This is a genomic window from Bacillus sp. FSL K6-1145, from assembly GCF_038003425.1.
GTDB classification, from domain to species: Bacteria; Bacillota; Bacilli; order Bacillales; family Bacillaceae; genus Bacillus; species Bacillus pumilus.
Genome location: NZ_JBBOPC010000001.1, coordinates 2,559,292 through 2,585,974 on the forward strand (window position 1 = coordinate 2,559,292; position 26,683 = coordinate 2,585,974).

23 protein-coding genes are annotated in these 26,683 nt (G+C 41.9%); 5 read left to right on the top strand and 18 right to left on the bottom strand.

Annotation, left to right across the window (positions count from 1 at the left end; genetic code table 11):
- Nucleotides 1-62: 62 nt before the first annotated feature.
- From coaE to MHH41_RS12995, 10 genes are all read right to left on the bottom strand, one after another.
- The gene (gene coaE, locus MHH41_RS12950) at nt 63-668 is read right to left on the bottom strand and encodes a dephospho-CoA kinase (RefSeq protein WP_050943596.1); all 606 of its coding nucleotides are present in this window, start codon (nt 666-668) and stop codon (nt 63-65) included.
- 14 nt (nt 669-682) lie between these two features.
- Complete coding sequence (gene ytaF, locus MHH41_RS12955; RefSeq protein WP_003216274.1) at nt 683-1,315, bottom strand: sporulation membrane protein YtaF; 633 nt, start codon at nt 1,313-1,315, stop codon at nt 683-685.
- A 174-nt stretch (nt 1,316-1,489) separates the two neighbouring features.
- Nucleotides 1,490-2,323 carry a DNA-formamidopyrimidine glycosylase gene (gene mutM, locus MHH41_RS12960; RefSeq protein ID WP_065098575.1) on the bottom strand — a complete coding sequence of 278 codons (834 nt, stop codon included), beginning with the start codon at nt 2,321-2,323 and terminating at the stop codon, nt 1,490-1,492.
- A gap of 28 nt (nt 2,324-2,351) precedes the next feature.
- A complete protein-coding gene (gene polA, locus MHH41_RS12965; protein ID WP_113387225.1) occupies nt 2,352-4,991 on the bottom strand; it encodes a DNA polymerase I in 2,640 nt (879 codons plus the stop codon).
- 254 nt (nt 4,992-5,245) lie between these two features.
- On the bottom strand, nt 5,246-6,988 hold the full coding sequence (gene pnpS / locus MHH41_RS12970) for a two-component system histidine kinase PnpS (protein ID WP_340866426.1): 1,743 nt from the start codon (nt 6,986-6,988) through the stop codon (nt 5,246-5,248).
- Nucleotides 6,981-7,709, bottom strand: coding sequence for a response regulator transcription factor (locus tag MHH41_RS12975; RefSeq protein ID WP_050943592.1), 729 nt, complete (start codon nt 7,707-7,709; stop codon nt 6,981-6,983). Before MHH41_RS12975 ends, pnpS begins: the two co-directional genes overlap by 8 nt.
- Nucleotides 7,710-7,895: 186 nt before the next feature.
- Nucleotides 7,896-8,834, bottom strand: coding sequence for a malate dehydrogenase (gene mdh / locus MHH41_RS12980; protein WP_003216833.1), 939 nt, complete (start codon nt 8,832-8,834; stop codon nt 7,896-7,898).
- Nucleotides 8,835-8,868: 34 nt separating this feature from the next.
- The gene (icd, locus tag MHH41_RS12985) at nt 8,869-10,140 is read right to left on the bottom strand and encodes an NADP-dependent isocitrate dehydrogenase (protein WP_003216780.1); all 1,272 of its coding nucleotides are present in this window, start codon (nt 10,138-10,140) and stop codon (nt 8,869-8,871) included.
- A gap of 149 nt (nt 10,141-10,289) precedes the next feature.
- Nucleotides 10,290-11,408 (bottom strand): citrate synthase, encoded by a 1,119-nt coding sequence (gene citZ / locus MHH41_RS12990; RefSeq protein ID WP_008346063.1) that lies wholly within the window; start codon nt 11,406-11,408, stop codon nt 10,290-10,292.
- Nucleotides 11,409-11,783: 375 nt separating this feature from the next.
- On the bottom strand, nt 11,784-12,248 hold the full coding sequence (locus tag MHH41_RS12995; protein WP_044139290.1) for a DUF441 domain-containing protein: 465 nt from the start codon (nt 12,246-12,248) through the stop codon (nt 11,784-11,786).
- Between the two features lie 100 nt (nt 12,249-12,348).
- Between MHH41_RS12995 and ytvI the strand changes: the two genes are divergently transcribed.
- Nucleotides 12,349-13,467: a sporulation integral membrane protein YtvI gene (ytvI, locus tag MHH41_RS13000; RefSeq protein ID WP_340866427.1), complete on the top strand. Its 1,119-nt coding sequence runs from the start codon at nt 12,349-12,351 to the stop codon at nt 13,465-13,467.
- Nucleotides 13,468-13,492: 25 nt separating this feature from the next.
- Here ytvI and MHH41_RS13005 read toward each other — a convergent pair whose 3' ends face one another.
- The 7 genes from MHH41_RS13005 to dnaE all read right to left on the bottom strand — a co-directional run bounded on the left by MHH41_RS13005 (nt 13,493) and on the right by dnaE (nt 23,927).
- Nucleotides 13,493-13,882, bottom strand: a complete 390-nt coding sequence (locus MHH41_RS13005) for an FxsA family protein (protein WP_003216718.1) — start codon at nt 13,880-13,882, stop codon at nt 13,493-13,495.
- 103 nt (nt 13,883-13,985) lie between these two features.
- Nucleotides 13,986-15,746, bottom strand: coding sequence for a pyruvate kinase (gene pyk, locus MHH41_RS13010; protein ID WP_003216573.1), 1,761 nt, complete (start codon nt 15,744-15,746; stop codon nt 13,986-13,988).
- Between the two features lie 27 nt (nt 15,747-15,773).
- A complete protein-coding gene (pfkA, locus tag MHH41_RS13015; protein WP_012010865.1) occupies nt 15,774-16,733 on the bottom strand; it encodes a 6-phosphofructokinase in 960 nt (319 codons plus the stop codon).
- A gap of 342 nt (nt 16,734-17,075) precedes the next feature.
- Complete coding sequence (gene accA, locus MHH41_RS13020) at nt 17,076-18,053, bottom strand: acetyl-CoA carboxylase carboxyl transferase subunit alpha (protein WP_003216264.1); 978 nt, start codon at nt 18,051-18,053, stop codon at nt 17,076-17,078.
- A complete protein-coding gene (gene accD / locus MHH41_RS13025; RefSeq protein ID WP_034661853.1) occupies nt 18,038-18,913 on the bottom strand; it encodes an acetyl-CoA carboxylase, carboxyltransferase subunit beta in 876 nt (291 codons plus the stop codon). Before accD ends, accA begins: the two co-directional genes overlap by 16 nt.
- A gap of 304 nt (nt 18,914-19,217) precedes the next feature.
- On the bottom strand, nt 19,218-20,450 hold the full coding sequence (locus MHH41_RS13030) for an NAD(P)-dependent malic enzyme (RefSeq protein WP_003216785.1): 1,233 nt from the start codon (nt 20,448-20,450) through the stop codon (nt 19,218-19,220).
- A gap of 141 nt (nt 20,451-20,591) precedes the next feature.
- Nucleotides 20,592-23,927, bottom strand: coding sequence for a DNA polymerase III subunit alpha (dnaE, locus tag MHH41_RS13035; protein ID WP_340866428.1), 3,336 nt, complete (start codon nt 23,925-23,927; stop codon nt 20,592-20,594).
- Nucleotides 23,928-24,064: 137 nt separating this feature from the next.
- On the opposite strand from dnaE, the gene MHH41_RS13040 reads away from it, so the two are divergent.
- The 3 genes from MHH41_RS13040 to MHH41_RS13050 all read left to right on the top strand — a co-directional run bounded on the left by MHH41_RS13040 (nt 24,065) and on the right by MHH41_RS13050 (nt 25,201).
- Nucleotides 24,065-24,406, top strand: coding sequence for a YtrH family sporulation protein (locus MHH41_RS13040; protein WP_034661856.1), 342 nt, complete (start codon nt 24,065-24,067; stop codon nt 24,404-24,406).
- Nucleotides 24,403-24,906, top strand: a complete 504-nt coding sequence (ytrI, locus tag MHH41_RS13045; RefSeq protein ID WP_003216226.1) for a sporulation membrane protein YtrI — start codon at nt 24,403-24,405, stop codon at nt 24,904-24,906. Before MHH41_RS13040 ends, ytrI begins: the two co-directional genes overlap by 4 nt.
- A gap of 109 nt (nt 24,907-25,015) precedes the next feature.
- Nucleotides 25,016-25,201 carry a hypothetical protein gene (locus tag MHH41_RS13050; RefSeq protein WP_003216400.1) on the top strand — a complete coding sequence of 62 codons (186 nt, stop codon included), beginning with the start codon at nt 25,016-25,018 and terminating at the stop codon, nt 25,199-25,201.
- A 50-nt stretch (nt 25,202-25,251) separates the two neighbouring features.
- On the opposite strand, the gene MHH41_RS13055 is transcribed toward MHH41_RS13050, so the two are convergent.
- Nucleotides 25,252-26,193, bottom strand: a complete 942-nt coding sequence (locus MHH41_RS13055; RefSeq protein WP_340866429.1) for a DHH family phosphoesterase — start codon at nt 26,191-26,193, stop codon at nt 25,252-25,254.
- A gap of 147 nt (nt 26,194-26,340) precedes the next feature.
- Between MHH41_RS13055 and MHH41_RS13060 the strand changes: the two genes are divergently transcribed.
- Nucleotides 26,341-26,643, top strand: a complete 303-nt coding sequence (locus tag MHH41_RS13060; protein ID WP_003216665.1) for a YtpI family protein — start codon at nt 26,341-26,343, stop codon at nt 26,641-26,643.
- Nucleotides 26,644-26,683: the final 40 nt, after the last annotated feature.

Here is a 26,683-nt window from a genome sequence, read left to right on the forward strand (position 1 = left end):
GGGCTGTTCTTTTCATGAGAAATATAAAAAGCATAAAAAAAGAAGAGTACGTGTATGTACTCTTACTTATCAGTATGTTCCCATTCATTTAATATGTTCTGCAATTGCTTTCTAATAAAAGCAAGATCTTGTGTATTTTCTATCACCCGGTCTGCTTTCTTACATTTTTCCTCAAGAGGCTGCTGAGAGTGAATCCGATTCAGCGCTTCTTCCGCGCTAAGGTCGTTTCGATTCATGAGTCGTGATAGCTGTAATTCTGGTGTTGTATACACCACAATAATGCGGTCGACGAGACTTTCCAGCTGACTCTCAAATAAAAGCGGGATATCCAGGACAACGAATGTTTCTCGGCTGTCGATTCCTTCATCTCGCTGCCTGAGCATTTCCTTTCGCACTTCTGGGTGAACGATCGCATTTAGCTGCTTTCTTTTCTCTTCATTAGAAAAAATAATGGCTCCCAGCTGCTGCCGGTCTAGCTCTCCATTTGGCAGGAGGACACCCTCACCAAAGGTTTGAACGATATGATGAAGGGCGGGTGTTCCTTTGGCGACCGCTTCTTTTGCAATCACATCTGCGTCCACAACCCGGATGCCCTGCTCTTTTATCATCTGCGAGACTGTGCTTTTTCCGCTAGCAATCCCGCCGGTTAATCCAATGACAAGCGTCAATTGATTTCCTCCTTTTACAGCTTCCAAACCCCAATTAATATGAGCAGAAGCCCTGGTAAGCATGCGAGTTTATCGATCCAGCGCCAATTTGCCAAGTAATGACCGGCACGCAGACCGATACATACAAAAAGTGAGCTCATCACTGCGACCGTGATACTCATGACAATTGGAGAAAAGCCTAGTATCGCTGCGCCAATCCCTGCGCCAAATGCATCAATGGATAAAGCAATTCCAAGAAGTACCGCTTCTATTCCATTAATCGTCCCAGATCGGTCAATATCTGCACTTGTTGGCTTTCTTAAAATGTGAATGACAAGCCCAAGCGATTGGACTTCCACATTAAGCAATGTCTTTTCATGAAGAAGCAAATCACGCTCTTTCGCTGGTTTGTAAAATTGATACAGGACCCAAAGGCCAATGGCAATTAAGATGCCTCCCCCCAGTTTATCGGTCACTGAGACAGGGAGAAATGTCGTCAGCAAGCTGCCAATCAGCATAGAAATGAGCAGCACAATCCCTGAGCAGCATGCAATAATGACGATGGCTTTAAATGGGATTCTCATTTTGCGGAGACCATACGTAAAGCCTACAGAAAAGCTGTCGATGCTGACTGCAATAGCTAAAAACAGGAGCGAAATCGAAATCATACCTGAACTCTTCCTTTCTGTTCATGCAACGATGATCAAGAGTCTCTAGGCGTTCTTAGACTCTTCTTCACTATATGAAGAGCAGGTGGGCTGTGTGTCAGTCTACACCTTGCTGAAAAATGAATGTTTTTTATCGTATGCATCGCAAAAAGGAAGCATGCTCATGGCTAAGCTTTATTGAGGACGTTTTTGGCAGGTCACACAAAAGTGTGTACCGCGCCCTCCGACTACTGTTTTCTCAATGATGCTTCCGCATGTTTGGCAAGGCTCTCCCCGCCGGTCATATACAAGAAGCTGCAATTGAAATGTGCCAATATCTCCTTGTGAGTTGATATAAGAACGAATTGTACTTCCTCCCGCATCTACCGCCACCTGAAGCGTATCGATGATCTGTTTGTGAAGCACTTTGCAAGATTCCAGGCTGAGCTGATTCGCTTTCGTTTCTGGATGAATCCCTGATTTAAACAGGACCTCATCTACGTAAATGTTACCAAGTCCTACGACAATCTTTTGATCAAGCAGTGCTGTTTTGACCATTCGGGTTGTTTTTTTCAATTTCTCCCATAAATACTCAGGAGTGAACTGTTCATCAAATGGTTCATATCCCAGCTGTGATAGCGGGAGTTCCTTTTCCTCTTCACCCGGCTGAAATAAATGCATCGTGCCAAATTTACGCACATCATGGTACCGAAGCTCCGTCCCATCTGTAAACGTAAAGACGACGTGTACGTGTTTATCATAAGGCTCATGCGCTTCATGTACACGGTATTTTCCTTCCATCCTTAAATGGGAGACCATCACATAATGGTCTAAATGAAAGAGGAGGAACTTCCCTCTTCTTTCAATGGTTTGTATAGTTTCTCCTACCATTCTTCTTGCGAACTCTTCCGGCTCCCCAGGACGTTTGATGATGTTTGGCCATTTGATATCGACCGTTTCAATCGTCTTTCCTTCGACTAACCGCTTTAGAGTGCGCCGGACGGTTTCTACTTCTGGTAATTCCGGCATTCTCCTCGCTCCTTTTTCTCTCTATTATTTATTTCGCATCGTACCAAGATGGACCTGAAGAAAAATCAACTTTTAGCGGCACATCAAGCTGAAGTGCATTTTCCATGACTTCAGGAACAATCTTTTCAAGGATGGCGATTTCTTCTTTCGGCGCTTCGAAGATCAATTCATCGTGCACCTGTAATAAAAGATTTGTCTGCAGGTTTTCTTCTTTGAGCCTTCGCGCCATATCAATCATCGCTTTTTTAATAATATCGGCTGCGCTGCCTTGGATCGGTGTGTTCATGGCTGTTCGTTCTGCAAAGCTTTTGATATTAAAATTTCGGCTTGTGATATCTGGGATATACCGTCTGCGTTTAAGAAGCGTCGTGACGTAGCCTTTTTGTTTCGCTTCCTGAACGATTTCTTCCATATAGGTTTTCACGCCTTTAAAGCTTGTTAAATAGCGCTCGATAAATGCGGCGGCTTCTTTTCTTGTGATCCCAAGGTTTTGAGAAAGTCCATAGTCGCTGATTCCGTATACAATACCGAAATTTACCGCCTTGGCTTGTCTTCTCATAGCGGAAGTCACTTCTTCTTCTGAGACATGGAACACATCCATCGCTGTTTTCGTGTGAATGTCCATGTCCCTCGTAAATGCTTCGATCAAATTCTCATCTTGTGAAATATGAGCGAGTACACGCAGCTCGATTTGTGAATAGTCAGCTGCAAACATGAGCCAGCCTTCTTTTGAAGGAACGAATGCTTGACGAATTTTCCGTCCTTCTTCTAAACGAATCGGGATGTTTTGAAGGTTTGGATCTGTTGAGCTTAATCTTCCTGTTTGGGTGAGTGCTTGATTAAACCTTGTATGCACTTTATGGGTATCCTTGCGCGTTACTTTCATTAACCCTTCTACATAGGTCGATTGCAGCTTTCCAATTTGTCTGTAGTGCAGAATGGACCGAATGATTTCATGCTTATCTTCAAGCTTTTCGAGCACATCTGCAGACGTTGAATAGCCTGTTTTTGTCTTCTTGATAATCGGGAGACCTAATTTTTCAAAAAGGATGACACCAAGCTGTTTAGGAGAATTGATGTTAAACGTTTCTCCTGCTAAGCGGTGAATCGTTTCTTCATATTCTTTAAGCTTTTTCGTTAATTCTTCACCCATTTTCTCTAGGCGCTTTATATCTACCTTTACTCCAAGAGATTCCATTTCACCTAAGATGAGCGCAAGCGGCAGCTCTAAATCTTCATATAGTTCATGCTGATCATTTTTTTCTAATGCTTCTAGTGTTAAATCATGCAAGGCTGAGATCGCCGCTGCTTTTCGTCCAAGATGTCCTTTCAGTTCATCTTCAGGTGGAATCGCCTGTTTTGCTCCTTTTCCGTATACTTTTTCATCAGAAAGAGCGATATTCAGACCATATTCCTTCGCTACACTTGCAACGTCTTCGTATGATTTCTGCGGGTTGACGACGTAGGAAGCGAGCAGAACATCATTGTCGACACCTTTTAGGTCGACATCATGCCATCTGAGAGCGACAACTGCTCTTTTTGAATCAAAGACCCATTTTTTCTTCGTTTCATCCTGTACCCATTCTTTAAATGCATCTGATTGAAGCGCATCTTCTTTCGTCATAAAAAACGCACCATTTTCATTATGGATCGCAAAACCGATCAAATCTGCTTCGTGATAATTATCTCCAAGCTGTTCTACCACAAGGGCTGCATGATCTGTCAGCATGTCGCCTCCTGCAGCTGTCATTTTTTTCACTTCTAATGCGTCTACTTCAACCTGTTCATCTGTTTCTGGTGCTTCTCCTAGACGCTCTAGCAGGGTTTGAAAGCCTAGTTCTTTATAAAGAGAGATCACTTGATCCATGTGTGGACCTTCGTAGGCAAGATCTTTGCTCGACACATCAATAGGTGCTTCTACGAGAATGGTCGCCAGCTCTTTACTCATGACTGCTTGTTCTTTATATTCTTCAAGCTTTTCTTTGAGCTTTTTCCCGCTCACTTCATCAATATGTTCAAGCAGGTTCTCAACTGTTTCAAACTGCTTTAACAATTTAATGGCTGTTTTTTCCCCTACACCTGGGACGCCTGGGATATTATCTGAGGAATCTCCCATCAGCCCTTTCATATCAATGATTTGATCTGGTCGCAGGCCATATTTCTCTTCAATATGAGCAGGTGTGTAGTATTCTACTTCTGTGATGCCTTTTTTCGTAATAGCCACTGTCGTATGATCTGTTGAGAGCTGGGTTAAGTCTTTATCTCCTGAGAAGATTTTGACTTCAAAGCCGTTTTTTTCTGCCTCGACAGCCAATGTACCGATAATATCATCTGCCTCATATTGAGGAAGCTCGTACCTTTTCACCTGATAGGCATCTAATAGTTCACGGATGAATGGCATTTGTTCTGATAGCTCTGGCGGGGTTTTTTGTCTTCCGCCTTTATATTCTTTAAATGTCTCGTGGCGGAAGGTTGTTTTTCCCGCATCAAATGCGACGAGCATATGGGTTGGCTTCTCGTCCTCCAGCATTTTCATTAAAATCATCGCAAAGCCATAAATAGCATTTGTATGTACGCCTTTATCATTTGATAATAGCGGCAAAGCAAAGAAGGCTCGATATGCGAGGCTGTTTCCATCCACTAACACTAATTTCTTTTTGTCTGTCATGTTTTAATCCTCCATCGGCTGAGCCATCTCAGCCGTCTCTTTCACACATTGTATCTTCATTTTATCAAAGTTTATTTTGAAAAGAAAATAGTCGAGCCTGCATAAAAAAGGGACGAAAACAACAAGTGTTTTCGTCCTTCCAAAATTGGCTCCTTGGATGAAGGGGTTCCTATTCATCCTATCAATGAATGTTTAACAAAACATGAATTCATTGTAAAGATCATGTAAATTTTAACGTGACTTTCCTTTTTTTTCTATGTCGATTTCAGGCTCACTGTAAAAGTTGTTCCTTTACCTTGTTTGCTGCGGACAGAAATTGTTCCTTCATGCGCTTCCACAAGGTGTTTGACAATGGCAAGGCCAAGACCTGTACCGCCTGAATTCCTGCTTCTATCTTTATCAATTCGATAAAATCTCTCAAATATTCTTGGAATCTCACTTTTCTTCATACCGATCCCTGTATCTGCTACATCAAATTCATAGGCACCTTTTCTCGGTCTTGCTGAGATGGTGACACTTCCTCCCTCTGGTGTATAGGTCAGGGCATTATTAACGAGATTGAGGAAGATTTGCTTTAACCTTAGCGGGTCTGCCATGACATAGACCGGTTCTTTCGGGACACGCACGTGTAATTGAATGCCTTTTTCTGTAGCCTTTTGTTTTAACAGCACTTGAATCTCTTGGATGATTTCTGTCGCATTGGCTTCTTGAATATTCAGCTTGAATTGCTGCTGCTCAATTTTAGAAAGATCAAGTAAGTCTTGAATCAATGTTTCTAGACGGACACTCTCTTTTAAAATGATAGAAAGGAATTCTGTCAGTGCTTCTTTGTCATCAATCGCGCCATCAAGAAGGGTTTCAGAAAATCCTTTAATCGACGTAATCGGTGTTTTTAACTCATGAGACACATTGGCAACAAAGTCTTTTCGCATCTGCTCCAGCTGCTTCGTTTCTGTCACGTCATGAAACACGAGGACAATTCCTTTCCATTCATCGTCTGTACTTAAAATGGGTACACCATCCACTTGGAAGTAGCGTCGTTCAATGTCAACGGCTAGACGTAAAAACTTCCGCACCTTCGTTTCTGTCATGAAAATTTCGTCAATTAATTCGATAATCTCTTCATGGGTAAACGCTTCATGATAAAGCTTGTGCATGTAAATGTGCTTTTGCACCTTAAACTGCTTGCGGAAGGTTCGATTGACGAGGTGGATATACCCCATCTTATCAATCAATATAATCCCCGCTCCAATATTTTCAATGACCGTTTGCAGCCGGTCTCTCTGCATTTCACCAGCACTTGTCATTTCTTGAAGACTTTCTGCCAAACGCTTCATGGAAGTATTCAGTTCACTTGTTTCAATCATCAGCTCTTCATAATTATTCGTATCATAGTTCCCGCGTTCTAGCTGTTTAGCTACCTTTGTCGCATAATCAATTGGTTTCACATATTTCATCGACATGCGGTACCCAAAGAAAACGATAATGATAATTGCCGAGCCAAGACAAAAGGCTAAGGCAAGCCAAAGCTGGCCGTCAATTTCATTTAAAGGCTCGTATGACGCATGGAGAAATAAATAACCCGCCGGTTCGTTTTGTTTTAAGATCGGGACAGCATAATGGAACAGCGCATCCTTCTCATCGTCAATAACGACCCCTTTTGTTTGGAGACGTTCATTGTTTAGTGTGTTTTGAATGACGGCCTTTTGTTCTGCTTGACCCGTTGTATGTATGATCTTCCCCTTTAAATCCACAATCGACGCATTCATGTCAAAATGCTGCTTTGCCTGATTGAGGACCTCTTTGTGTTGCTTCGCCTTTAAATCATCACCATTCATAGAAGACAGGAGAAAGCTCGATTCCTTTTCCATTCGTTCCGTTAATTTTGTTTCATAGAAAACATGGAACATGTGATCCAGGAAAAGACCAAGTGCCACAAACACAATAAAAAGGAGAAAAATGAGTCCCGAAAACAGACGGGTTCTAATTTTACTCATTTGACTTTGGCTCCTCCAATTTGTAGCCTAAGCCGCGAATCGTTTTAATGTATGTTGGTTTTTTCGTGTTCTTTTCAATTTTGTCCCGCAAGTGACTAATATGGACATCCACAATACGAGTGTCACCTGCAAAGTCATAATTCCAAACGGCACTTAGCAATAAATCACGCGTGAGGACACGTCCTTTATGCTTCGCCAAATAAAGCAGCAGTTCAAATTCTTTTGGCGTCAGCTCTAGACGTTCTTCCTGGAAATAGACTTCGTAGTGTTCTGGTAAAATACGCAGTTCACCAATTTTGATTTGATCTGCAATGATCTCTTCCTTCTCCTCTTGCGTGGGGGTAGGCTGAGATTGCTGTGCTCTTCTCAAGATGGCTTTTACCCGAGCACCCACTTCTCTAGGACTGAATGGCTTTGTCATGTAATCATCGGCCCCAAGCTCAAGACCTAGCACCTTATCAAATTCATCGTCCTTTGCTGTCAGCATTAAAATAGGGAACATCATTTTTTGAATTCTCAGTTGTTTGCACACTTCAATGCCGTCCATCTTCGGAAGCATTAAATCTAATACAATGAGATCAGGCTGTTCACTTGCTGCTTTTTCAAGTGCTTCTTCCCCGTCTCTTGCTGTGACGACATCATAGCCCGCTCTTTCAAGGTTATAGCTTAGAAGTGTTACAATCGATTCTTCATCATCCACAACTAATATTTTTTTATTCATGTTGTGCCTCCAATTAGTGATTTCCCCTGCATCCGTTTTTTGTATCTTATGTGAAAAGCGAGAAGTCATGCTTTCTCTTTCATTTTAACGAAAGCTTAACAAGAGAACAATTTAAAATTTCGACAAGATTTGTTTTGTAAACAAAAAGAAGACTCCTCATCAGAGAAGCCTTCTTTTTTATTCATATTAAGACAATACTTTCATGACATTCTTAACAGATTCAACAGAACGGTCAAGCTGACTTCTTTCTTCTTCTGTCAGCTCAAGCTCGATGATCTGCTCAAGGCCGTTTCCACCTACGATTGTTGGTACACCTAGGTAAATGCCTTCGTAGCCATATTCACCTTCAAGGTAAGCAATCGTCGGCATGACGCGGCGCTGATCTTTAAGGATCGCCTCAACCATTTCAACTAGTGAAGCAGCAGGAGCATAATATGCACTACCGTTACCTAATAGGTTCACGATTTCGCCGCCGCCTTTTCTTGTTCTTTCAACAATTGCATCAATTCGCTCTTTAGGAATCAATGTTTCAAGCGGGATACCGCCTGCATAAGAGTAACGAACAAGAGGAACCATGTCATCGCCATGTCCACCAAGCACAAAGCCCGTCACGTCTTTAACAGATAGGTTTAATTCTTGAGCAACGAACGTACGGAAACGTGCTGTATCAAGAATGCCCGATTGTCCAATGACTTTTTCTTTTGGTAATCCTGATTCTTTATAAACTGCATACGTCATTGCATCAACAGGGTTTGTTAATACAACAATGATTGTTTCTGGAGAATATTTAACGATTTCGCGTGTCACACTGCGCATGATTTTTTCATTTGTTGACACGAGATCGTCACGGCTCATTCCCGGCTTTCTTGCAATTCCCGCCGTAATGACCACGACATCAGAACCGGCTGTATCTTCGTAGTTAGAAGTTCCTGTAATGTTTGCATCGAAGCCTTGAACAGGACTTGCTTCCAGCATATCAAGTGCTTTCCCTTTTGTTGGGTTCTCAAGCTGCGGGATATCGACTAATACGACGTCCGCTAATTCTTTTTGAGCCGTTAGAAATGCTGTAGTTGCTCCAGTAAAGCCTGCTCCGATAACAGATACTTTTTTACGCTTGTTTGCCATTTCCTTTTTCCCCTTTAACTTTAAAGTTTAAGAATCAAGACAAGTTTTTGATGAGCTCGTCAGCAAACTCAGAACATTTCACTTCTGTTGCGCCATCCATTAATCTAGCAAAATCGTAAGTGACGACTTTTGATGCAATTGTATTTTCAACAGATTGAATCACTAGATCAGCTGCTTCCTGCCAGCCAAGGTGCTCAAGTAAAAGCACGCCTGATAGAAGAACAGAAGATGGGTTCACTTTATCAAGACCAGCATATTTTGGTGCTGTTCCGTGAGTCGCTTCAAAAATAGCGTGTCCTGTTTCGTAGTTGATGTTCGCACCTGGTGCGATACCAATTCCACCAACTTGTGCTGCAAGAGCATCAGAGATGTAATCTCCGTTTAAGTTCATTGTTGCCACAACATCGAACTCAGCTGGACGAGTTAGGATTTGTTGAAGGAAAATATCTGCAATACTGTCTTTGACAATAATTTTGCCAGCAGCTTCTGCTTCACTTTGCGCTTTATTTGCCGCATCTTTTCCATCTTGTTCTACAATACGATCATATTGTGCCCATGTAAAGACCTTGTCGCCAAACTCTTTTTCAGCCACTTCGTAGCCCCAGTTTTTGAAGGCACCTTCTGTGAATTTCATGATGTTTCCTTTGTGAACAAGTGTCACAGACTTACGGCCTTGGTCGATTGCATATTGGATAGCCGCTCTGACAAGGCGAGAAGTTCCTTCTTCAGAAACTGGCTTGATTCCGATACCTGATGTTTCTGGGAAACGGATTTTGTTTACACCTAATTCGTTTTTCAAGAAGTCAATTAACTTCTTCACTTCGTCTGATCCTTGTGCATACTCGATACCAGCATAGATATCTTCTGTATTCTCACGGAAGATGACCATATCTGTGTCTTCTGGACGTTTCACAGGAGACGGTACGCCTTTGAACCAGCGAACTGGACGTAAGCATGTGAATAGATCAAGCTCTTGTCTAAGTGCCACGTTTAATGAACGGATTCCTCCGCCGATTGGTGTTGTCAGTGGTCCTTTGATTGCGATTAAGTATTCACGAATGTCTTCAAGTGTTTGCTCAGGAAGCCATTCTCCAGTTTTATTGTAAGCTTTCTCACCTGCATATACTTCTTTCCAAGTGATTTGCTTTTCACCTTTATATGCTTTTTCTACAGCGGCTTCAAGTACTCTTGATGCTGCTTTCCAAATGTCAGGACCGATTCCGTCCCCTTCGATAAACGGGATGATTGGATTATTTGGTACATTCAATACGCCGCCAGTAACTGTAATTTTTTCGCCTTGTGACAATGATATTACCTCCCAGGTTATGTAGTGAATATTTGAAACTTCTTGGCTTGATGTCTGCAAGCGAAGAAGTTTTTCACGTGATTCGTTTTTTGTTGATCTAGAGGCTGATTGGCCTTCGTGAGGATCAGCCCCCGCTTATTCTATAAACATTAGTCTCTTTCACTGATCGGAACAAACGTTTGAAGATCAGGTCCAATGTAGTCAGCTCTTGGACGGATGAGACGATTGTTGTCATACTGCTCTAAAATGTGAGCAATCCATCCAGAGAATCGGCTGATCACGAAAATTGGTGTAAACAAGTCATGATCAATCCCAAGACTGTGATATACAGATGCAGAATAAAAATCAACATTTGGTGGAAGATTTTTCTCTGATGTCACGATTTCCTCTGCGCGAACAGACATTTCATACCATTTCGGCTCGCCAGTCAGGTTTGTTAAACGCTGGCTCATTTCTTTTAGATGCTTTGCACGCGGGTCACCTTGACGGTATACGCGGTGGCCAAAGCCCATAATTTTTTCTTTCTTCTCTAGCTTACCATGAATATAGGAATCTACGTTTTCAACTTCGCCAATTTCTGAAAGCATCTTCATCACGCCTTCGTTGGCTCCGCCATGAAGTGGTCCTTTCAGCGCACCGATAGCCGCTGTTACACCAGAGTAAATATCTGATAGTGTAGCAACACATACACGCGCTGTAAATGTCGATGCGTTTAATTCATGATCCGCATGTAGAATGAGTGCCTTATCAATTGCCTCAATTTCTACTGGTGACGGCTCTTCGCCATTTAGCATATACAAGAAGTTCGCAGCATAGCTGTATTCTTCTTTTGGCTGTACAGGCTCAAGTCCCTTACGAATGCGTGAAAACGCAGCGACTAGTCCAGAAATTTTCGCCTGTAAGCGAATGGCTTTTCTGTAATTTGCTTCTTTGTCCATAATCTCTGATTCGTCATCAAGTAATCCTAGTAAGGATACCGCTGTACGAATCGCAGACATTGGATGAACCCCATCCAGCGAATACGATTTAAAGTGCTCAATGATTTCTTGCGGAATGTGAGCATTTTCGTTGAGCTGCTGTTTTAACTCACTCAGCTCTTGCTCATTCGGCAGCTTTAAGTGCCATAACAGGTAGACAATTTCTTCGAATGTAGCTTTTTCAGTTAAATCATCGATATTGTACCCTACATAAGTAAGAGTATCATCAATAATTGAGCTTACGGATGAAGTTGTTGCCACGATACCTTCAAGACCTCTTGTTGCTGTCATGTTCAATCTCCCCTTTTTAAAAAGATTCCCCTTCGTTGCAGAATTCTCGCTTTTTGAAAGCGCTATCCAATCCGAATAAGTCGGCACGTTCAGAAAAGAAAATGCTTACATTTACCTATACGGTTAGAGCGCTTTTAGCCTCATATCTCTTGTGTGATCAATGAGTTCAAAATTAAGCCTATTCCCATTATAAACAATAATCAGACATTTGTTAAATGTTTAACTATAATTTTTTTTGATATTTTTTTTTCCAGTCTTCCATATCAGGCATGGAATAAAGGGATTTTGCTTCTTTTATTATATTTAATTATGTTTTTTTGCAAAAGCTCACGCAAGAAAAAAATAAAAAAGAAAGTGGCATGAACCACTCTCTTTTCAACCGCTGAAAAATTTCACAGCCTGCATCGCCAAATAAGCAATTCCTGCTCCGATCAGCGGACCGACAGCTACCCCTTTAAATAAGCTGACTGCCAAAATCGTCCCGAACACAAGCGCTGCTGTGATATGCGGATCATTTTCGAGTAGCACAATACCATTTTTTGCGATTAATGCTACTAATATACCCGCTCCAAGTGCAATCCAAGCATAAGAAGATTTCATGGCTTCTCCAAGCTGCTTAAATCCAATGTCACCTGTTGCAATAGGAACAAGCACAGCAATTGTAATGACGGTGACGCCCCAATTGATGCCCTTCGATTGAAGAACTGGGAAAATTTTTTGATCCAAACCAATCAGCTTAATCCCAATGAGCACAGAAACCGCTAAAATTAATGAATTGTTTTTTGCAATAAGTGCAATAACGAGTAAAAGAACCAAAAATAAATTTGCTTGAGTAAACATACGCCGCCCCTTCCTTTCTTTTTATTGCGACCTTTTCATATTACTAATCTTTTTGAATAAAATGAAGTATCGGACATGCTTGTTTTTTGGAGGGGATTGTGTGAATCACACCTATATGGCCATTTTTCTACGAAGTTTGATGATGATCAGCATTGCTGTATTTGCGGTTGTCTTTTTATATCAGTCTTTTCCTTTTTTATATCCTTTTTGGATTGCACTTATTGTATCCTGCCTGATTCACCCTGCTGTATGCAAAATAGAAGAGATCACCGGAATGCCAAGAGGATTTGTTGTCGTCATTGTACTACTGCTCTTTTTAGTAGTAGCAGCCGGTTTCATCACACTCTTAGTAGCAGAAATCATTTCAGGAAGTGCTTATTTGGCAAAGGTTCTGCCTGGTCACCTTGATCGCATGATTGGGATTGTGGAACAGTTTTTTACAGATAAGATCCTGCCTTTGTACCATGATGTAACCGCCCAATTTAATACACTTCAAGCTGGTCAAAAGGAATCGATTTTGGGACAAATCCAAGCGCTAGGCGATGAAGCTGCCGCAAAAATAGGGACTTTTCTTTCAAAAACACTCGAGCTCATCCCGGCTTTTTTAGGTCTTTTGCCTGATGCAGCCGCAACCCTTTTGTTTTCTGCACTGGCGACTTTTTTTATCACGAAAGATTGGTTTACATTAAAAAAATATGGCTCTCGTATCTTTCCCGCAAAATGGATGCAGCATACACGAGCCATTTTATCTGAAATCAAAAAAGCCATTACCGGTTTTATGAAGGCGCAGCTTTTGCTTGTTGCGATGACCATCGGCCTTGTCATCATTGGACTGATCATCTTAAAAGTCGAGCACGCCCTTGTCATTGCTTTATGTATTGGGTTTGTCGATTTACTTCCTTATATCGGGAGCGGCACCGTTTTTCTGCCGTGGATCATTTACTCCGCCATGACAGGAAACCTTTCACTCGCCATCGGGCTCGGCATTTTGTATATTGTCGTGCTCATTCAAAGACAAATATCAGAGCCAAAAGTCTTAAGCAAATCCATTGGGCTTAATCCTTTAGCCACGCTTGTGGCGCTATTTGTCGGGTTAAAATGGTTGGGTTTCCTCGGACTCGTCATTGGCCCTGCTTCCCTTGTCGTGTGGCAAGCATTTCGTAATGCAGGTGTTTTCAGGGATGTCTATCAGTACATTAGGTACGGCATGCAAAAGTAAAAGAGACCTTCAGCTCAAGGTCTCTTTAGCGAATAATTGTATAGCGACTGCGATTAGACATGTTTCTGAGCCAGCGTTCAAAAAGCGGCTTGATTTGCTTTCTCGTCATCGGAATGAGCAGCAGCGCACCGATGATATCTGATAAGAAGCCGGGAATGAGTAGCAGCAGACCGCCGATTAGAATGCAAAAACCATCGACAATCGCTACCCCTGGCATTTTGCCATATTGTAAATCTCTTTGCACTTTTTGAAAAGCTTCGATTCCTTGTTTTCTTGCAAAATAAGCACCTAATGCACTCGTGAGTACGATCATCAGCATCGTTGGCAAAATGCCAATGATTTTACTTGATATTAAAAATAAACTGATTTCCACGGCAGGGAACAGAATCAATAATAGTAGCAAATATTTTTTCAAGCCATATCACCTCATGGGGTATCTTTCACCCGAAAGCTGTTTTACTTTTTTAGTGTAACATAAAAAAAGAGAGGAGTCAGACAACTCCCCTCGTGTGTATCAATTAAAGGACGCTTGCACGGCCTTTGTAGATCGCTCCGCGTGCCGGATCTACTGTAATCTCTTCGCCTTCTTTTAGCAGTGTTGTTGCGCTGTCAAGACCTACAATCACTGGAATGCCAAGGCTAAGTCCAACGACTGCTGCATGGCTTGTTAGTCCGCCTTCTTCAGTGATCAGGGCAGATGCTTTTTCTAAAGCACCCATCATATCACGGTCTGTACAGTTTGCAACAAGAATTGCACCATCATACATTTTTTCCTCTGCTTCTTTTCCGCTTTGCGCAATGACAACCGGTCCAAATGCAGATTTACGGCCAATTCCTTGACCTTTCGCAATGATGTCACCGACAACATAAACTTTCATTAAGTTTGTTGTACCTGTTTCACCAACTGGCACACCAGCTGTAATAACGATTAAATCGCCATGTCTCACGTAGCCTGTTTCAATCGATTTCTCGACTGCATTCTCAAGCATTTCATCAGTAGACGTCGTTTTTGAGCCGCTCTTTGCAAATACACCGAATACAAGAGATAGCTTTCTCGCAACTGATTCGTTTGCTGTAACTGCTACGATTGGTGCTTTTGGTCTATATTTTGAAATCATTCTCGCTGTATGACCGCTTTCCGTAGGTGTCACAATCGCTGCAACGTCAAGCTTCATCGCTGTATGTGCAACAGATTGACCGATGGCATCTGTAATGCTGACATCTACTTCTTCGCTTCTGCGAGAAAGAATGGCTTTATAGTTGAGTGCATCTTCTGAACGTGATGCAATGTTATGCATCGTTTGTACAGCTTCTACTGGATATGTTCCTGCTGCTGTTTCACCAGAAAGCATAATCGCATCTGTGCCATCAAAAATGGCATTTGCCACGTCACTTGCTTCCGCACGAGTTGGACGAGGATTACGCTGCATGCTATCAAGCATTTGGGTCGCTGTGATGACTGGTTTGCCTAAGCGATTGCATTTTTTGATCAGCATTTTTTGAACAAGCGGTACTTCTTCTGCCGGGATCTCTACACCAAGATCTCCACGTGCAACCATCAAACCGTCTGATACCTCAAGGATTTCATCGATGTTATCAACACCCTCTTGGTTTTCAATCTTAGGAATGATTTGAATGTCAGCCGCGTTATTCTTTTCAAGAAGCTCACGAATTTCAAGAACATCAGAAGCTCGTCTCACAAAAGAAGCTGCGATGAAATCGACGCCTTGTTCAACTCCGAACAGAATATCATTGGCATCCTTTTCTGTAATACCTGGCAGGTTCACACTTACACCTGGTACGTTTACACCTTTTTTGTTTTTGAGCGTGCCTGTATTCATGACCTTTGTGACGATTTCTTTGCGGTCCATGTTAATTTCTTTCACTTCTAAACCAATAAGACCATCATCTAATAGAATCGTTGAGCCTACTTCTACATCATGAATTAACTCTTCATACGTCACACTAATTTTTTCCGTATTTCCAACAATGTCTTCCATACTTACGATAAGATCTGCACCAGCGACTAGCTCAATTGAGCCGTTTTCAACTGTACGTGTACGGATCTCTGGACCTTTTGTATCAAGAAGGATCGCAATGTCCTTGCCTAATGTTTTACCTGCTTTACGAATGTTTTCAATGCGTGCACCATGCTCTTCAAAATCTCCATGAGAGAAGTTTAGTCTGGCTACATTCATTCCTGCTTCAATCAATTCAGTCAGCTTTTCAATGGTTTCACTTGCTGGACCGATTGTACAAACGATTTTTGTCTTTCTCATTACTGTTCCTCCTAAGGTCTTCTCGTTTTATATAGAGAGCTCTTGTGAAAGTCGGTACATATTTTGATCGACTGTATGTTTTTTATCTAAGATATCTAAAATATCGTGGTGAACGAGTTCGTTGCTTTGAATACCCACACAGCGTCCGCCTTTTCCTTCAAGAAGAAGTTCTACTGCGTATGCTCCTAAACGGCTTGCGAGTACTCGGTCAAATGCGCTTGGAGAACCTCCGCGCTGAATATGTCCTAAGACAGATACACGGGTTTCAAGGCTTGTCTCCTCTTCAATCCGCTTACCAAATTCAACACCGCTGCCTACGCCTTCTGCGACGATGATGATACTGTGCTTCTTGCCGCGCTCGTGTCCTCTTCTTAATCTCGCGATAATTTCATCCATGTCATAGTCTGCTTCAGGAATCAAAATAGATTCGGCTCCGCCTGCAAGACCTGACCAAAGAGCAATATCACCAGCATGTCTTCCCATTACTTCCACTACGTATGTACGTTCATGAGATGTGGCTGTATCACGAATTTTATCAATGGCGTCAATGACTGTATTCAGTGCTGTATCAAAGCCAATAGTGAAATCAGTACCTGGGATATCGTTGTCAATTGTACCCGGGACACCTACACATGGAAAACCGAGCTCAGTTAATTTCTTCGCTCCCATGAATGAACCGTCTCCGCCAATCACAACAAGTCCTTCAATACCGAATTTTTTTAAGTTCTCAATGCCTTTTTCACGACCTTCAACTGTCTTGAATTCAGGGCATCTTGCCGTGTAAAGTTTTGTTCCTCCACGATGAATGATATCGCCAACTGAACCTATTTCAAGTTTCTCAATTTTACCGTTAATTAGACCTGAATATCCATTATAAATACCGTAAACTTCAACATTATGGTAAATCGCTTTCCTTACAACTGCGCGCACAGCTGCATTCATTCCTGGGGAATCCCCACCGCTCGTTAAAACTCCTATACGCTTCATCTTTTTCACCTCAGAGACCATATATGAATTAAACATACCATTTCCACTGCTTGAAAACAATCATGAGCAAAACCGGATGTTTTCAATACGTATTTCTAAAACCGTACTTATTATACAATTAAATAAACCGTTTTTAAACAAAAGTTAAGAAAGTCATGAAAGCAATTCTTTCAAAAGCGAGGAAGATCCAGCCTTCTAAAGCCCACCGTATCAGGGTTTTCAGACGTTTCAAACTTTATGAAAACAAAAGAAAATTATTTTCAAATAGCGCTTACATGAGGTCGGTTTTCATGAAAAAGGATGAAAAAAAATAAACGCCAGCCAAAAAGGCTGTACGTTTATTTAGTTTACCCCAATATATTGATTTTCAACCGATACTTTCCCGATTGCTTTGTATTTTTGATATCTTTGTTCGACTAGTTCTTCAGGTGTTAGTTTGAGCAAAGATGTAAGTGACTGTTTTAATGTTTTTTCAATGTAGGCTGCTTGTTGTTTCACGTCTCGGTGTGCTCCACCTTGCACTTCTTTAATAACATCATCTATAATATCTAATTCTTTTAGGTCTGGAGCCGTAATTTTCATTGATTCTGCAGCTTTTTTCGCAAGTGATGAGTCCTTCCAGAGCAGTGCTGCTGCACCTTCAGGTGAAATCACTGAATACGTTGAATTCTCTAGCATGTATAGGTGGTTTCCTACGCCTAAGCCTAGTGCGCCGCCACTTCCGCCTTCTCCAATGACAATACAGACAACCGGTACACGAAGTCCTGCCATTTCGAATAGGTTTTTCGCAATTGCTTCACTTTGCCCGCGTTCTTCAGCTGCTTTACCAGGATAAGCTCCTTTTGTATCAATAAAGCAAATGATCGGGCGATTAAATTTATCTGCTTGTTTCATCAAGCGCAGCGCTTTACGGTAGCCTTCTGGATGAGGCATTCCGAAATTACGGCGCAAGTTTTCTTTTGTATCTTTACCGCGCTGATGGCCAATCACCGTGACAGGAAGCCCTTTAAACGTGGCAATTCCTCCAACGATCGCTTCATCATCGCCATAAAAACGGTCACCGTGACACTCGAAAAAGTTGTCAAACAGCTCTTGAATGTAATCGAGAGTTGTTGGGCGCATCGCATGACGAGCAATCTGTACTCTGTCCCACGGTTTTAAATTTGTATAAATGTCTGCTTCAAGTTTGCTCAGACGTGTTTCAAGACGCTCAATTTCTGCACTTAAATCCATTTCTGAGTTTTGTGTGAACTTTTTCAGTTCATCAATTTTCGCTCGAAGTTCAATGACAGGTTTTTCAAATTCTAGTTCTCCAGCCACTCTCGTTCACCTCCTGTGCTGTGTAATGCTAAGATTCGGCCTAGTGTTTCTTTCATCTCTGCACGATGAATGACAGCATCCAATTGACCATGCTTCATTAAAAATTCAGCCGTTTGGAAGTCCTCTGGCAGGTCTTCACGAATGGTTTGTTCAATGATTCTACGACCTGCAAACCCAATTAAAGCACCAGGTTCTGCAAAGTTGTAATCACCAAGAGACGCGAAACTAGCTGATACACCGCCAGTTGTTGGGTTCGTCATCACAGAGATAATCAAACCTTGATCCTCGCTGAACAATTTTAATGCTGAGCTTGTTTTTGCCATTTGCATAAGACTGAGGATCCCCTCTTGCATTCTCGCTCCGCCAGATGCAGTAAAGATGATAAATGGCACCTTGTCCGCTTTTGCTTTCTCGATCGCAAGTGTGATCTTTTCACCAACAACTGAGCCCATGCTGCCCATACGGAATGTGGCATCCATGACAGCGATCACAGCACGCTGGCCTTCAATTTCACCTTGACCTGTGACAATGGCTTCATTCAAAGACGTTTTTTCTCTGTCTTTCTCAAGCTTTTCTTCGTAGCCTGGGAATCCGAGCGGGTTTTCTGAGATCAGGTGCCCGTTAAATTCTTCAAATGTGCCTTCGTCAACAAGGCTGTCAATACGCTGTTTTGCATTCATTTGCAAATGTCTACCGCAATTCATGCAAACACGTAAATTTTTATCTAGTTCTTTGGTGAGCATTATTTTTTTACATTGCGGACATTTGGTCATGATGCCTTCAGGCACATCTTGACTTGCCTGTTCAGAGGGTACAGATGCATATTTTTTCTTTTTACTGAAAATATTTTTGATTGACAAATGACTACCTCCCTTTTTGAAGGGTTTTTTCTTTACACGCACATCCACTATTATAGGACATGTCATAACTGTACCGAAACTATTGTACTTTTTTTGTCAAACGCTGTCATCCTTCATTCAATTTTTTCAGTGGGGAATTGATGAGAAATGAGTATGTGTTTGGGGCGCTGAGCAGTTGATATATGTGAATTGTGAACGTCTACAAAAAAATATCATTCCGGATGAAAAAATTTTCGCGTATGAGAGGAAATGGTGCACGTCTTTCCTCCAATTTCAGAAAGAACGTGCACACTTTTCCAATTGATTATTCGCCGATAATCGTTAATTTTCTTGTTTTTTCAGCGACTTCTTCTGGGTCGACTTTGATTCTTGCAACACCAGTTTCCATTGCTGCTTTTGCTACTGCTTTTGCTACCGCTGGTGCTACACGTGCATCAAATGGTTCAGGGATGACGTATTCAGCTGACAATTTATCATCTGAAACAAGAGAAGCAATTGCTTCAACGGCTGCAATTTTCATTTCTTCGTTAATGTGAGTTGCTCGTACATCTAATGCTCCGCGGAAAATTCCTGGGAATGCCAGTACGTTGTTTACTTGGTTCGGGAAGTCAGAACGGCCAGTTCCTACAACACTTGCGCCTGCTGCATGTGCATCTTCTGGCATGATCTCTGGATTAGGATTCGCCATTGCGAAGATGACAGGATCTTTTGCCATTTTGCCAACCATTTCTTTTGTTAGAGCGCCTGCTACTGAAACCCCAATGAAGACGTCAGCGCCTTCAATCACTTCTTCTAATGAACCTTCTTTACGGTCTTGGTTCGTGAATTTAGCCACTTCGTTTTTCACTGCATTCATACCGTTCGGGCGGCCTTCGTAAATTGCGCCTTTTGTATCACACATGATGATATCACGTACACCGAAATGATATAGAAGCTTGATAATCGCAATTCCCGCTGCTCCAGCGCCGTTTGCCACCACTTTGATAGAGGACATTGATTTTCCAGACAGTTTCAGTGCATTTACAAGTCCAGCTACTGTCACAATCGCTGTTCCGTGCTGATCATCGTGGAACACTGGAATGTTTGTCTCTTTTTTCAAGCGCTCTTCGATAATGAAGCAGTTTGGAGCTGCAATATCTTCAAGGTTGACACCGCCAAACGTTGGCTCAAGAAGCTTTACTGTTTCAACGATTTTGTCTACATCGTTTGTCGCAAGCGCGATTGGGAAGGCATCAACGCCAGCGAAGCTTTTGAATAATACAGCTTTTCCTTCCATGACTGGAAGAGATGCTTCTGCACCAATATTTCCAAGCCCTAAAACAGCACTTCCGTCTGTGACAACAGCGACCATATTGCCTTTCATTGTATAATCATACACTTTGCTTGTGTCGTCATAAATATCTTTACATGGTTCTGCAACACCAGGTGAGTAAGCCAAGCTCAAGTCTTTCGCATTTTTCACTTGTACTTTTGATTTTGATTCAAGTTTGCCTTGATTCTCTTTGTGCATATGTAATGCTTCTTCTCTTAATGACATGTGATGAACACTCCTTCAAGTGGAAAATGATTTAATGAATTGCTAAGTTGATAAGCACATACTGGCAGTTTTAAATACACAGAATCTTTAAAATGATAACACAATAGGTGAATTTGTAAAACATATTCAGGCGATTTGTCATCATTTAATCACAACGTTTTGTTCACCGAGCAGCTCTTTTAACTGGAAAATGACAGCATGATCTGCATGAACTTTGTATGCATCTGGAAGTCTCACTGTCTTTTTTTGCTTCTCATAATACAAATAGACATCTGCTTCTCCGCTGTGCATCGAGATCACCCGCTTTACTTGCTCTAGCAGCTCCTGCGTATGATTTTCTTCTTTCACCCGAATGTAGACAGACTCTTTTCTTTGTGTGCCCATCTCTTCAAGCAGAACGGCTTCTTGCACGATGATCTGGCTGCTGTCATTTCTGACATCTATTCTGCCTTCAACATAAAGCATGGCGCCCTCCTCAAGTAAGGGGGACAGCTTTCTAAATTGCTCTGGAAAGACGACGCCTTCCATTTCTCCCGTTTCATCCCCAAATGTGATAAATGCCATCGATTGTCCATTTTTTGTTCGAATCGATTTCACTTTTGTCAAAAGACCACCCATTGAGACCTTTCGCTTTATATAGGAAGAAAGTCTGATGATGTCCACTGCACCATTCTCTCTTAAGCGATCTCGGTACGCTTGTACAGGATGATTTGATAAATATAGTCCAAGTGCCTCTTTTTCAAATTGCAGGAGATCGACAAGCGGCAATTCTTCTATCTCCGCATATTTTGGCTTAATGGAGAAGGTTGTATCCCCCAGAAAGTCGAGCTGATCATCTGGATTTAAAAATGACACGTGGTCTAATGCAATATCTATTGATGCCAATAACGAAGCACGATTTGGATAAAGCTCATCCATCGCCCCTGAAAAAATGAGCGCTTCAATCGTTTTTCGGTTGACACTCTTTGCTGATACTCTTGCGCAAAAATCAAATAAATCTTCAAACGGCTTTTCCTGTCTTGCCCTGTATATATCCTTTACAGCTGACACTCCGACATTTTTGATCGCTCTTAAGCTGTAGCGGATCTCCCCTTTTTCAACCGTAAATGGAAATTCACTCTTATTAATAGAAGGCTTCAACACAGATATCCCTTTTTCCTTTGCCTCATAGAAATATTGAGCGACTTTGTCTTCATTTCCAATCACACTCGTTAAAAGTCCGCACATAAAATATAACGGATAATGCGCTTTTAAGTAAGCAAGCTGAAAGCCAATCATGCTATATGCAACAGCATGGCTTCTATTAAAACCATAGTTTGCAAATTTGACGATTAAGTCATAAACGTCATTTGCAATGTTAACAGGATACTCCTTTTTTAGGCATCCTTCAACAAAATGGCTCCGCTCTTCATCAAGGACCTTTTTATCCTTCTTCGAAACAGCTCTTCTTAATAGATCTGCCTCGCCAAGCTGAAAGCCTGCCATCTTCGCTGCAATCAGCATAATTTGCTCCTGATAGACGATGACCCCATATGTGTCTTTTAAAATGTCATATAAATCAGGATGCGGGTAAGAGACCTTGACTCTGCCGTGCTTTCGGTCGATAAAAAGCGGGATATTCTCCATTGGACCTGGGCGATAGAGGGCATTGACTGCCACGATGTCTTCTAAACTAGAGGGCTTAAGGCGTCTCAGCACCTGACGCATCCCTTGTGATTCAAGCTGGAAAATCCCAGTCGTATCTCCCGCTGATAACAATTCAAATGTTTTCTGATCTTCATATGAAATGTCACTAAAGTTAATGTGGACGTTTTCCTGTCTTTCAATCTGGTTTTTAATGGATTCAATTAAGGTTAAGTTCCTTAGTCCTAAGAAATCCATCTTTAAAAGCCCAAGATCTTCTAAATAATTCATCGCATACTGCGTTAAATACACACCATCATGGCCGTCTTGAATAGGAACAATCTCTGTCAGCGGCTCCTCGCTCAGCACAACGCCGGCTGCATGTGTCGAGGTATGTCTTGGCAAGCCTTCTACCTTTAAAGCAGTTTGAAAGACTTGCCTGAGCTCTTCGGACTGCTGGAGCATTGTTTTTAATTCAGGAGATGCAGCTAGCGCTTCTTTCAGCGTCGTTCCTGGCTTTGATGGAATCAGCTTTGCGAGACGGTCCGCTGCCTTTGAATCAATCCCCATCACACGTCCGACATCTCTTAAGGCTGCTTTTGCTGCAAGGGTTCCAAACGTGACAATTTGCGCCACATGCATGTCTCCGTATTTGTCTTTTACATAAGAAATGATTTCATCTCTTCTCGTATCGGGGAAATCAATATCAATATCAGGCATACTGATTCGCTCAGGATTTAAAAAACGCTCAAATAACAGACCGTGACGGAGCGGATCAACATCTGTAATAAACAAAACATATGCAACAAGTGAACCTGCTGCCGATCCACGGCCCGGCCCTGTGACAATGCCTTGGTCATGGGCATACTTCATAAAATCCCACACGATGAGAAAATAATCACTGAAATTCATTTTTTGGATAATGCTCAGTTCGTACTCAAGTCTTTTCACATACGCGTCATTTGAAGCAATCTTTCTTTGCTTCATCCCATCTACACACACTTTGCGTAAAAACTGATCTGCTGTTGATTGATCAGGGGTCGGATAGGATGGGAGTTTTGTCTGCCCAAGATTTAAATCGACTTCACAGCGGTCTGCGATCTCCACCGTTCTAGATAGCAGCTCCGTATCCTGCGTATACCATTCCTTCATTTCTTCAAAGGTTCTGAAATGCTTTTCTGCTCGGTCTTCCTCAATTTCGGACAACTGCTGCCCTGCCTTAATGGCCTTTAAACACATATAGGCCGTTTTGTCTTTCAGGTTGATGTAGTGGACATCTCCTGTCGCAACAAGAGGAATGTCGGCACTTTTTGAGACATCCCTCAGTTTACCTGTAAGCGATTCGTCTTGCTGAAATGGCTGAAGTGCGATGTATACATGTCCCTCACCGAAAATATGTTTCAATTGTTTCGCCGCATCATGCGCTTCTTCTAGCTGATCATGCTGAAGCAGCGTTTCAATGTAACCAGAAACGCCTGGTGTGATGGCAATGAGCCCGCGGTGGTAGCTTTTCAGCCATTTCTCTTTCAGTCCAGCTTTTGATTTTGATTTCAGCACACTGCTGATCTTGATCAAATTTTGGTAGCCTTCATTGTTTTTGGCAAGGAGTACCAAGGGATAAGCCTCTGTCTCTTGTTCATCTATGAAGACAGAAGCTGTTAAACCGATGACAGGCTTGATGCCATGTTTTTTACATTCCTTATAAAATTCAACCGTTCCATACATCACATGGTCATCGGTAAGAGCGAGCGCCTTGCAGCCAAGTTCTTTCGCTTTCAGCACGAGCTCCTTTACTTTTGCTGCACTGCTTAATAAGCTGTATCCACTGTGGACCTGAAGATGAACATAAGACATGCTTAATCCACTCCTTTCGTCTAAAGTCATTCTTTCATTATAAAACGCGATGCGATGAGAAACAAATGTTCTTTCTTTTCTGTCCGTTCATACTTGTCCCGCACGCACCATATATTGAATAGAGTGAGGTGGACAAAATGGATGTGAAGGAAGCTTTTATTCCAAATTTTATTAGCTGTTATTTTATTGCACTTGGGGTCATTTTGGGTGGTGCCATTATAGGCGGTGTTGGTGCTTATTTGTCCGGTCAGCCGCCTTTATCCATTATTACGAGTCTTGCCAACCGTTTAAAGATTTGGGCGCTTGTCGCAGCTATCGGCGGAACGTTTGATGCTGTTTATAGCTTTGAAAGAGGTATTTTTGAAGGGAACACGCGTGATATTTTCAAGCAGATTTTATTAATTGTCTCTGCCATGGGCGGTGCGCAAACGGGTTATCTTATTATCACGTGGCTCACACAGGAGCATGTGTCATCATGAGGGTGCCGGAGCTGTACAAACGTCCAGGCTGGCAGCGTTTTTTTGCGGGGATGATGTTTGGCGCGATTGTGAGCTGGCTCATTTTCCTCTTTACATACGGAACCTTTCAGGAAAAGCAGGTGACACTGCTGAGAAGCCAGCAGCACCATATGGACAGTCTGAAAGAACAAATCACACTCTATCGGGAAGATTTGCATAAGTTAAATGAGGATAATAAGAAGCGGCTGCTGATCCAAAGCGTAGATGTCCATCTCGTCAATCGTGAGCAATATAAAATCCCAGAGCCAGATACGCTAAAATTTGAAGATCAGGTCAAGGAGGATATCTCAGAGGTTATTACAAAGGATATTGAAAGTGTCTATAAAACAAAGGAATTATTAAAACGCACGGTCGAAAACAAAGAATATACCATTCGGGAAAAGGCATACCGCGCCAAAGTGACAGAGCTGACAATTTATACAAAGCTTTCACTTGAAGTGCGCATTTCATTTGCTGAATAAATGATCATGTGGAATTTTTATGAATTTCTGCCCTCAATGATCGCTTTTCCCCCTTAATTTTTATACACTAAAAGTAGAACGAGATCTAAAACAGAAAGAGGTGAGGACAATGGAGGTTTATAGCTATCGTCAAATGGCACGAGACAAAGCAAGCCGGATCAAGGACGGCATGTGTGCTTATGCTGAGACAGAAATGATGGCTCATTTAATTAAAAAAGAATTAAAGCATCAAAATCTCCAAGCCTATGAAGATTCAACTGACATCGGCTGCTGGTTTATCCCTGTATGCAAGTAACCCTTTTCTCCATGACAAAAAAAGAGAGAGGGGACTTGAAGCCCCCTCTCTCATGATGATGATTTACATACTTCTTCTAAATCACGCAAAATCTCATCTGCCACGGCCCAATCATAAATAGACGCACCAGCTGCAAGCGGGTGGCCGCCGCCATGATATTTTTTCGCAATGGTATTAATGACGACGCCTTTCGAACGGAATCTAACACGAATCTGATCATTTTCTTCCACAAAAAAGACCCATGCCTTAATCCCTGAAATATTTCCAAGTGTTCCAACAAGCTGTGAGGCTTGCTGCGCTGTCGTTTGGAACGATTCCAAAATATCCTGCTTAATGAAAACAGAAGCGACCCCATTCTCTGACAAAGAAATATGTTGAAAAATATAGCCATTTAATTTCACGACATTGAGATCCGTCTCATACAATTGATTGAAAAGGTCTGAAGATGAAAATGGATATTCAATCAGTTCTCCAGCATATTTGAGCGTCTTTTTCGTCGTGTTTGGGAAAAGGAAGCGGCCTGTGTCTCCTACAATGCCGGCATAAATGAGTTCTGCCGCCTTTGTATTCAGCTGATATCCTTCTTCTTTCCCCTCTAAATACAATTCATAAATCATCTCGCTCACAGAACTTGCCTCTGTATCTACCCAAAGCAAATCACCATAAGGATCTTCATTTGGATGATGATCAATTTTCATCAGCTTGTCGCCCATTGAATAGCGCTGATCGTCAATTCTTGCTTGATTGGCTGTATCGCAGACAATGACAAGGGCATCTTTGTACACGTCATCCGGCACTTCATCAAGTTCATATAAAAATGAAAGGGATGGCTCCGGGGTTCCTGTCGCATAAATATTTTTTTCTGGATAGGTCGCACGCAAGATTTCCGTAAGGCCGCACTGCGATCCATACGCATCAGGATCTGGTCTTACATGTCTATGAATGATGATGGTGTCATATAATGATATGGTTCTAATCAGTTCTTTTTTCATAAAAACTCCTTCTTATCCGATACTCTTTTTATTATTAAAGCATAATCTATCCTGACGGAAAAGTGAGAAATAGACAATTTATTCTAGTAAGCAAGCCTATTTACGTTTAAAATAGGGTTGTAACCACTTACAATGGAGGCTTGGCACATGCTTGTTTTGATTGTGTTTATTATTTGTTCTGCCATGTTTTATTTATACTACAAAGCAAAGAATGTACGTACGAACCGCCCAGTCGAAAAGAAATTCTGGTCGGCGAAATCCAGTATGGCACTTGGCTGCTTTGTCCTGCTCTTCGGTGTGAATCAATTATTTTTAAACCGCTCGTCACTCGCATTTGTCATTGGATTTATTTTTGTTGCTGTCGGTATCGGCAGTACGTGGGCTGGATATAAAGCCTACAAGCATTACCTTCCGCTCTTTTTAAAGGAAGGCGAAAAAGATCACGCATAATAAGAGAGAAGGGCTAAAATGATGTTTATTTTAGCCCTTT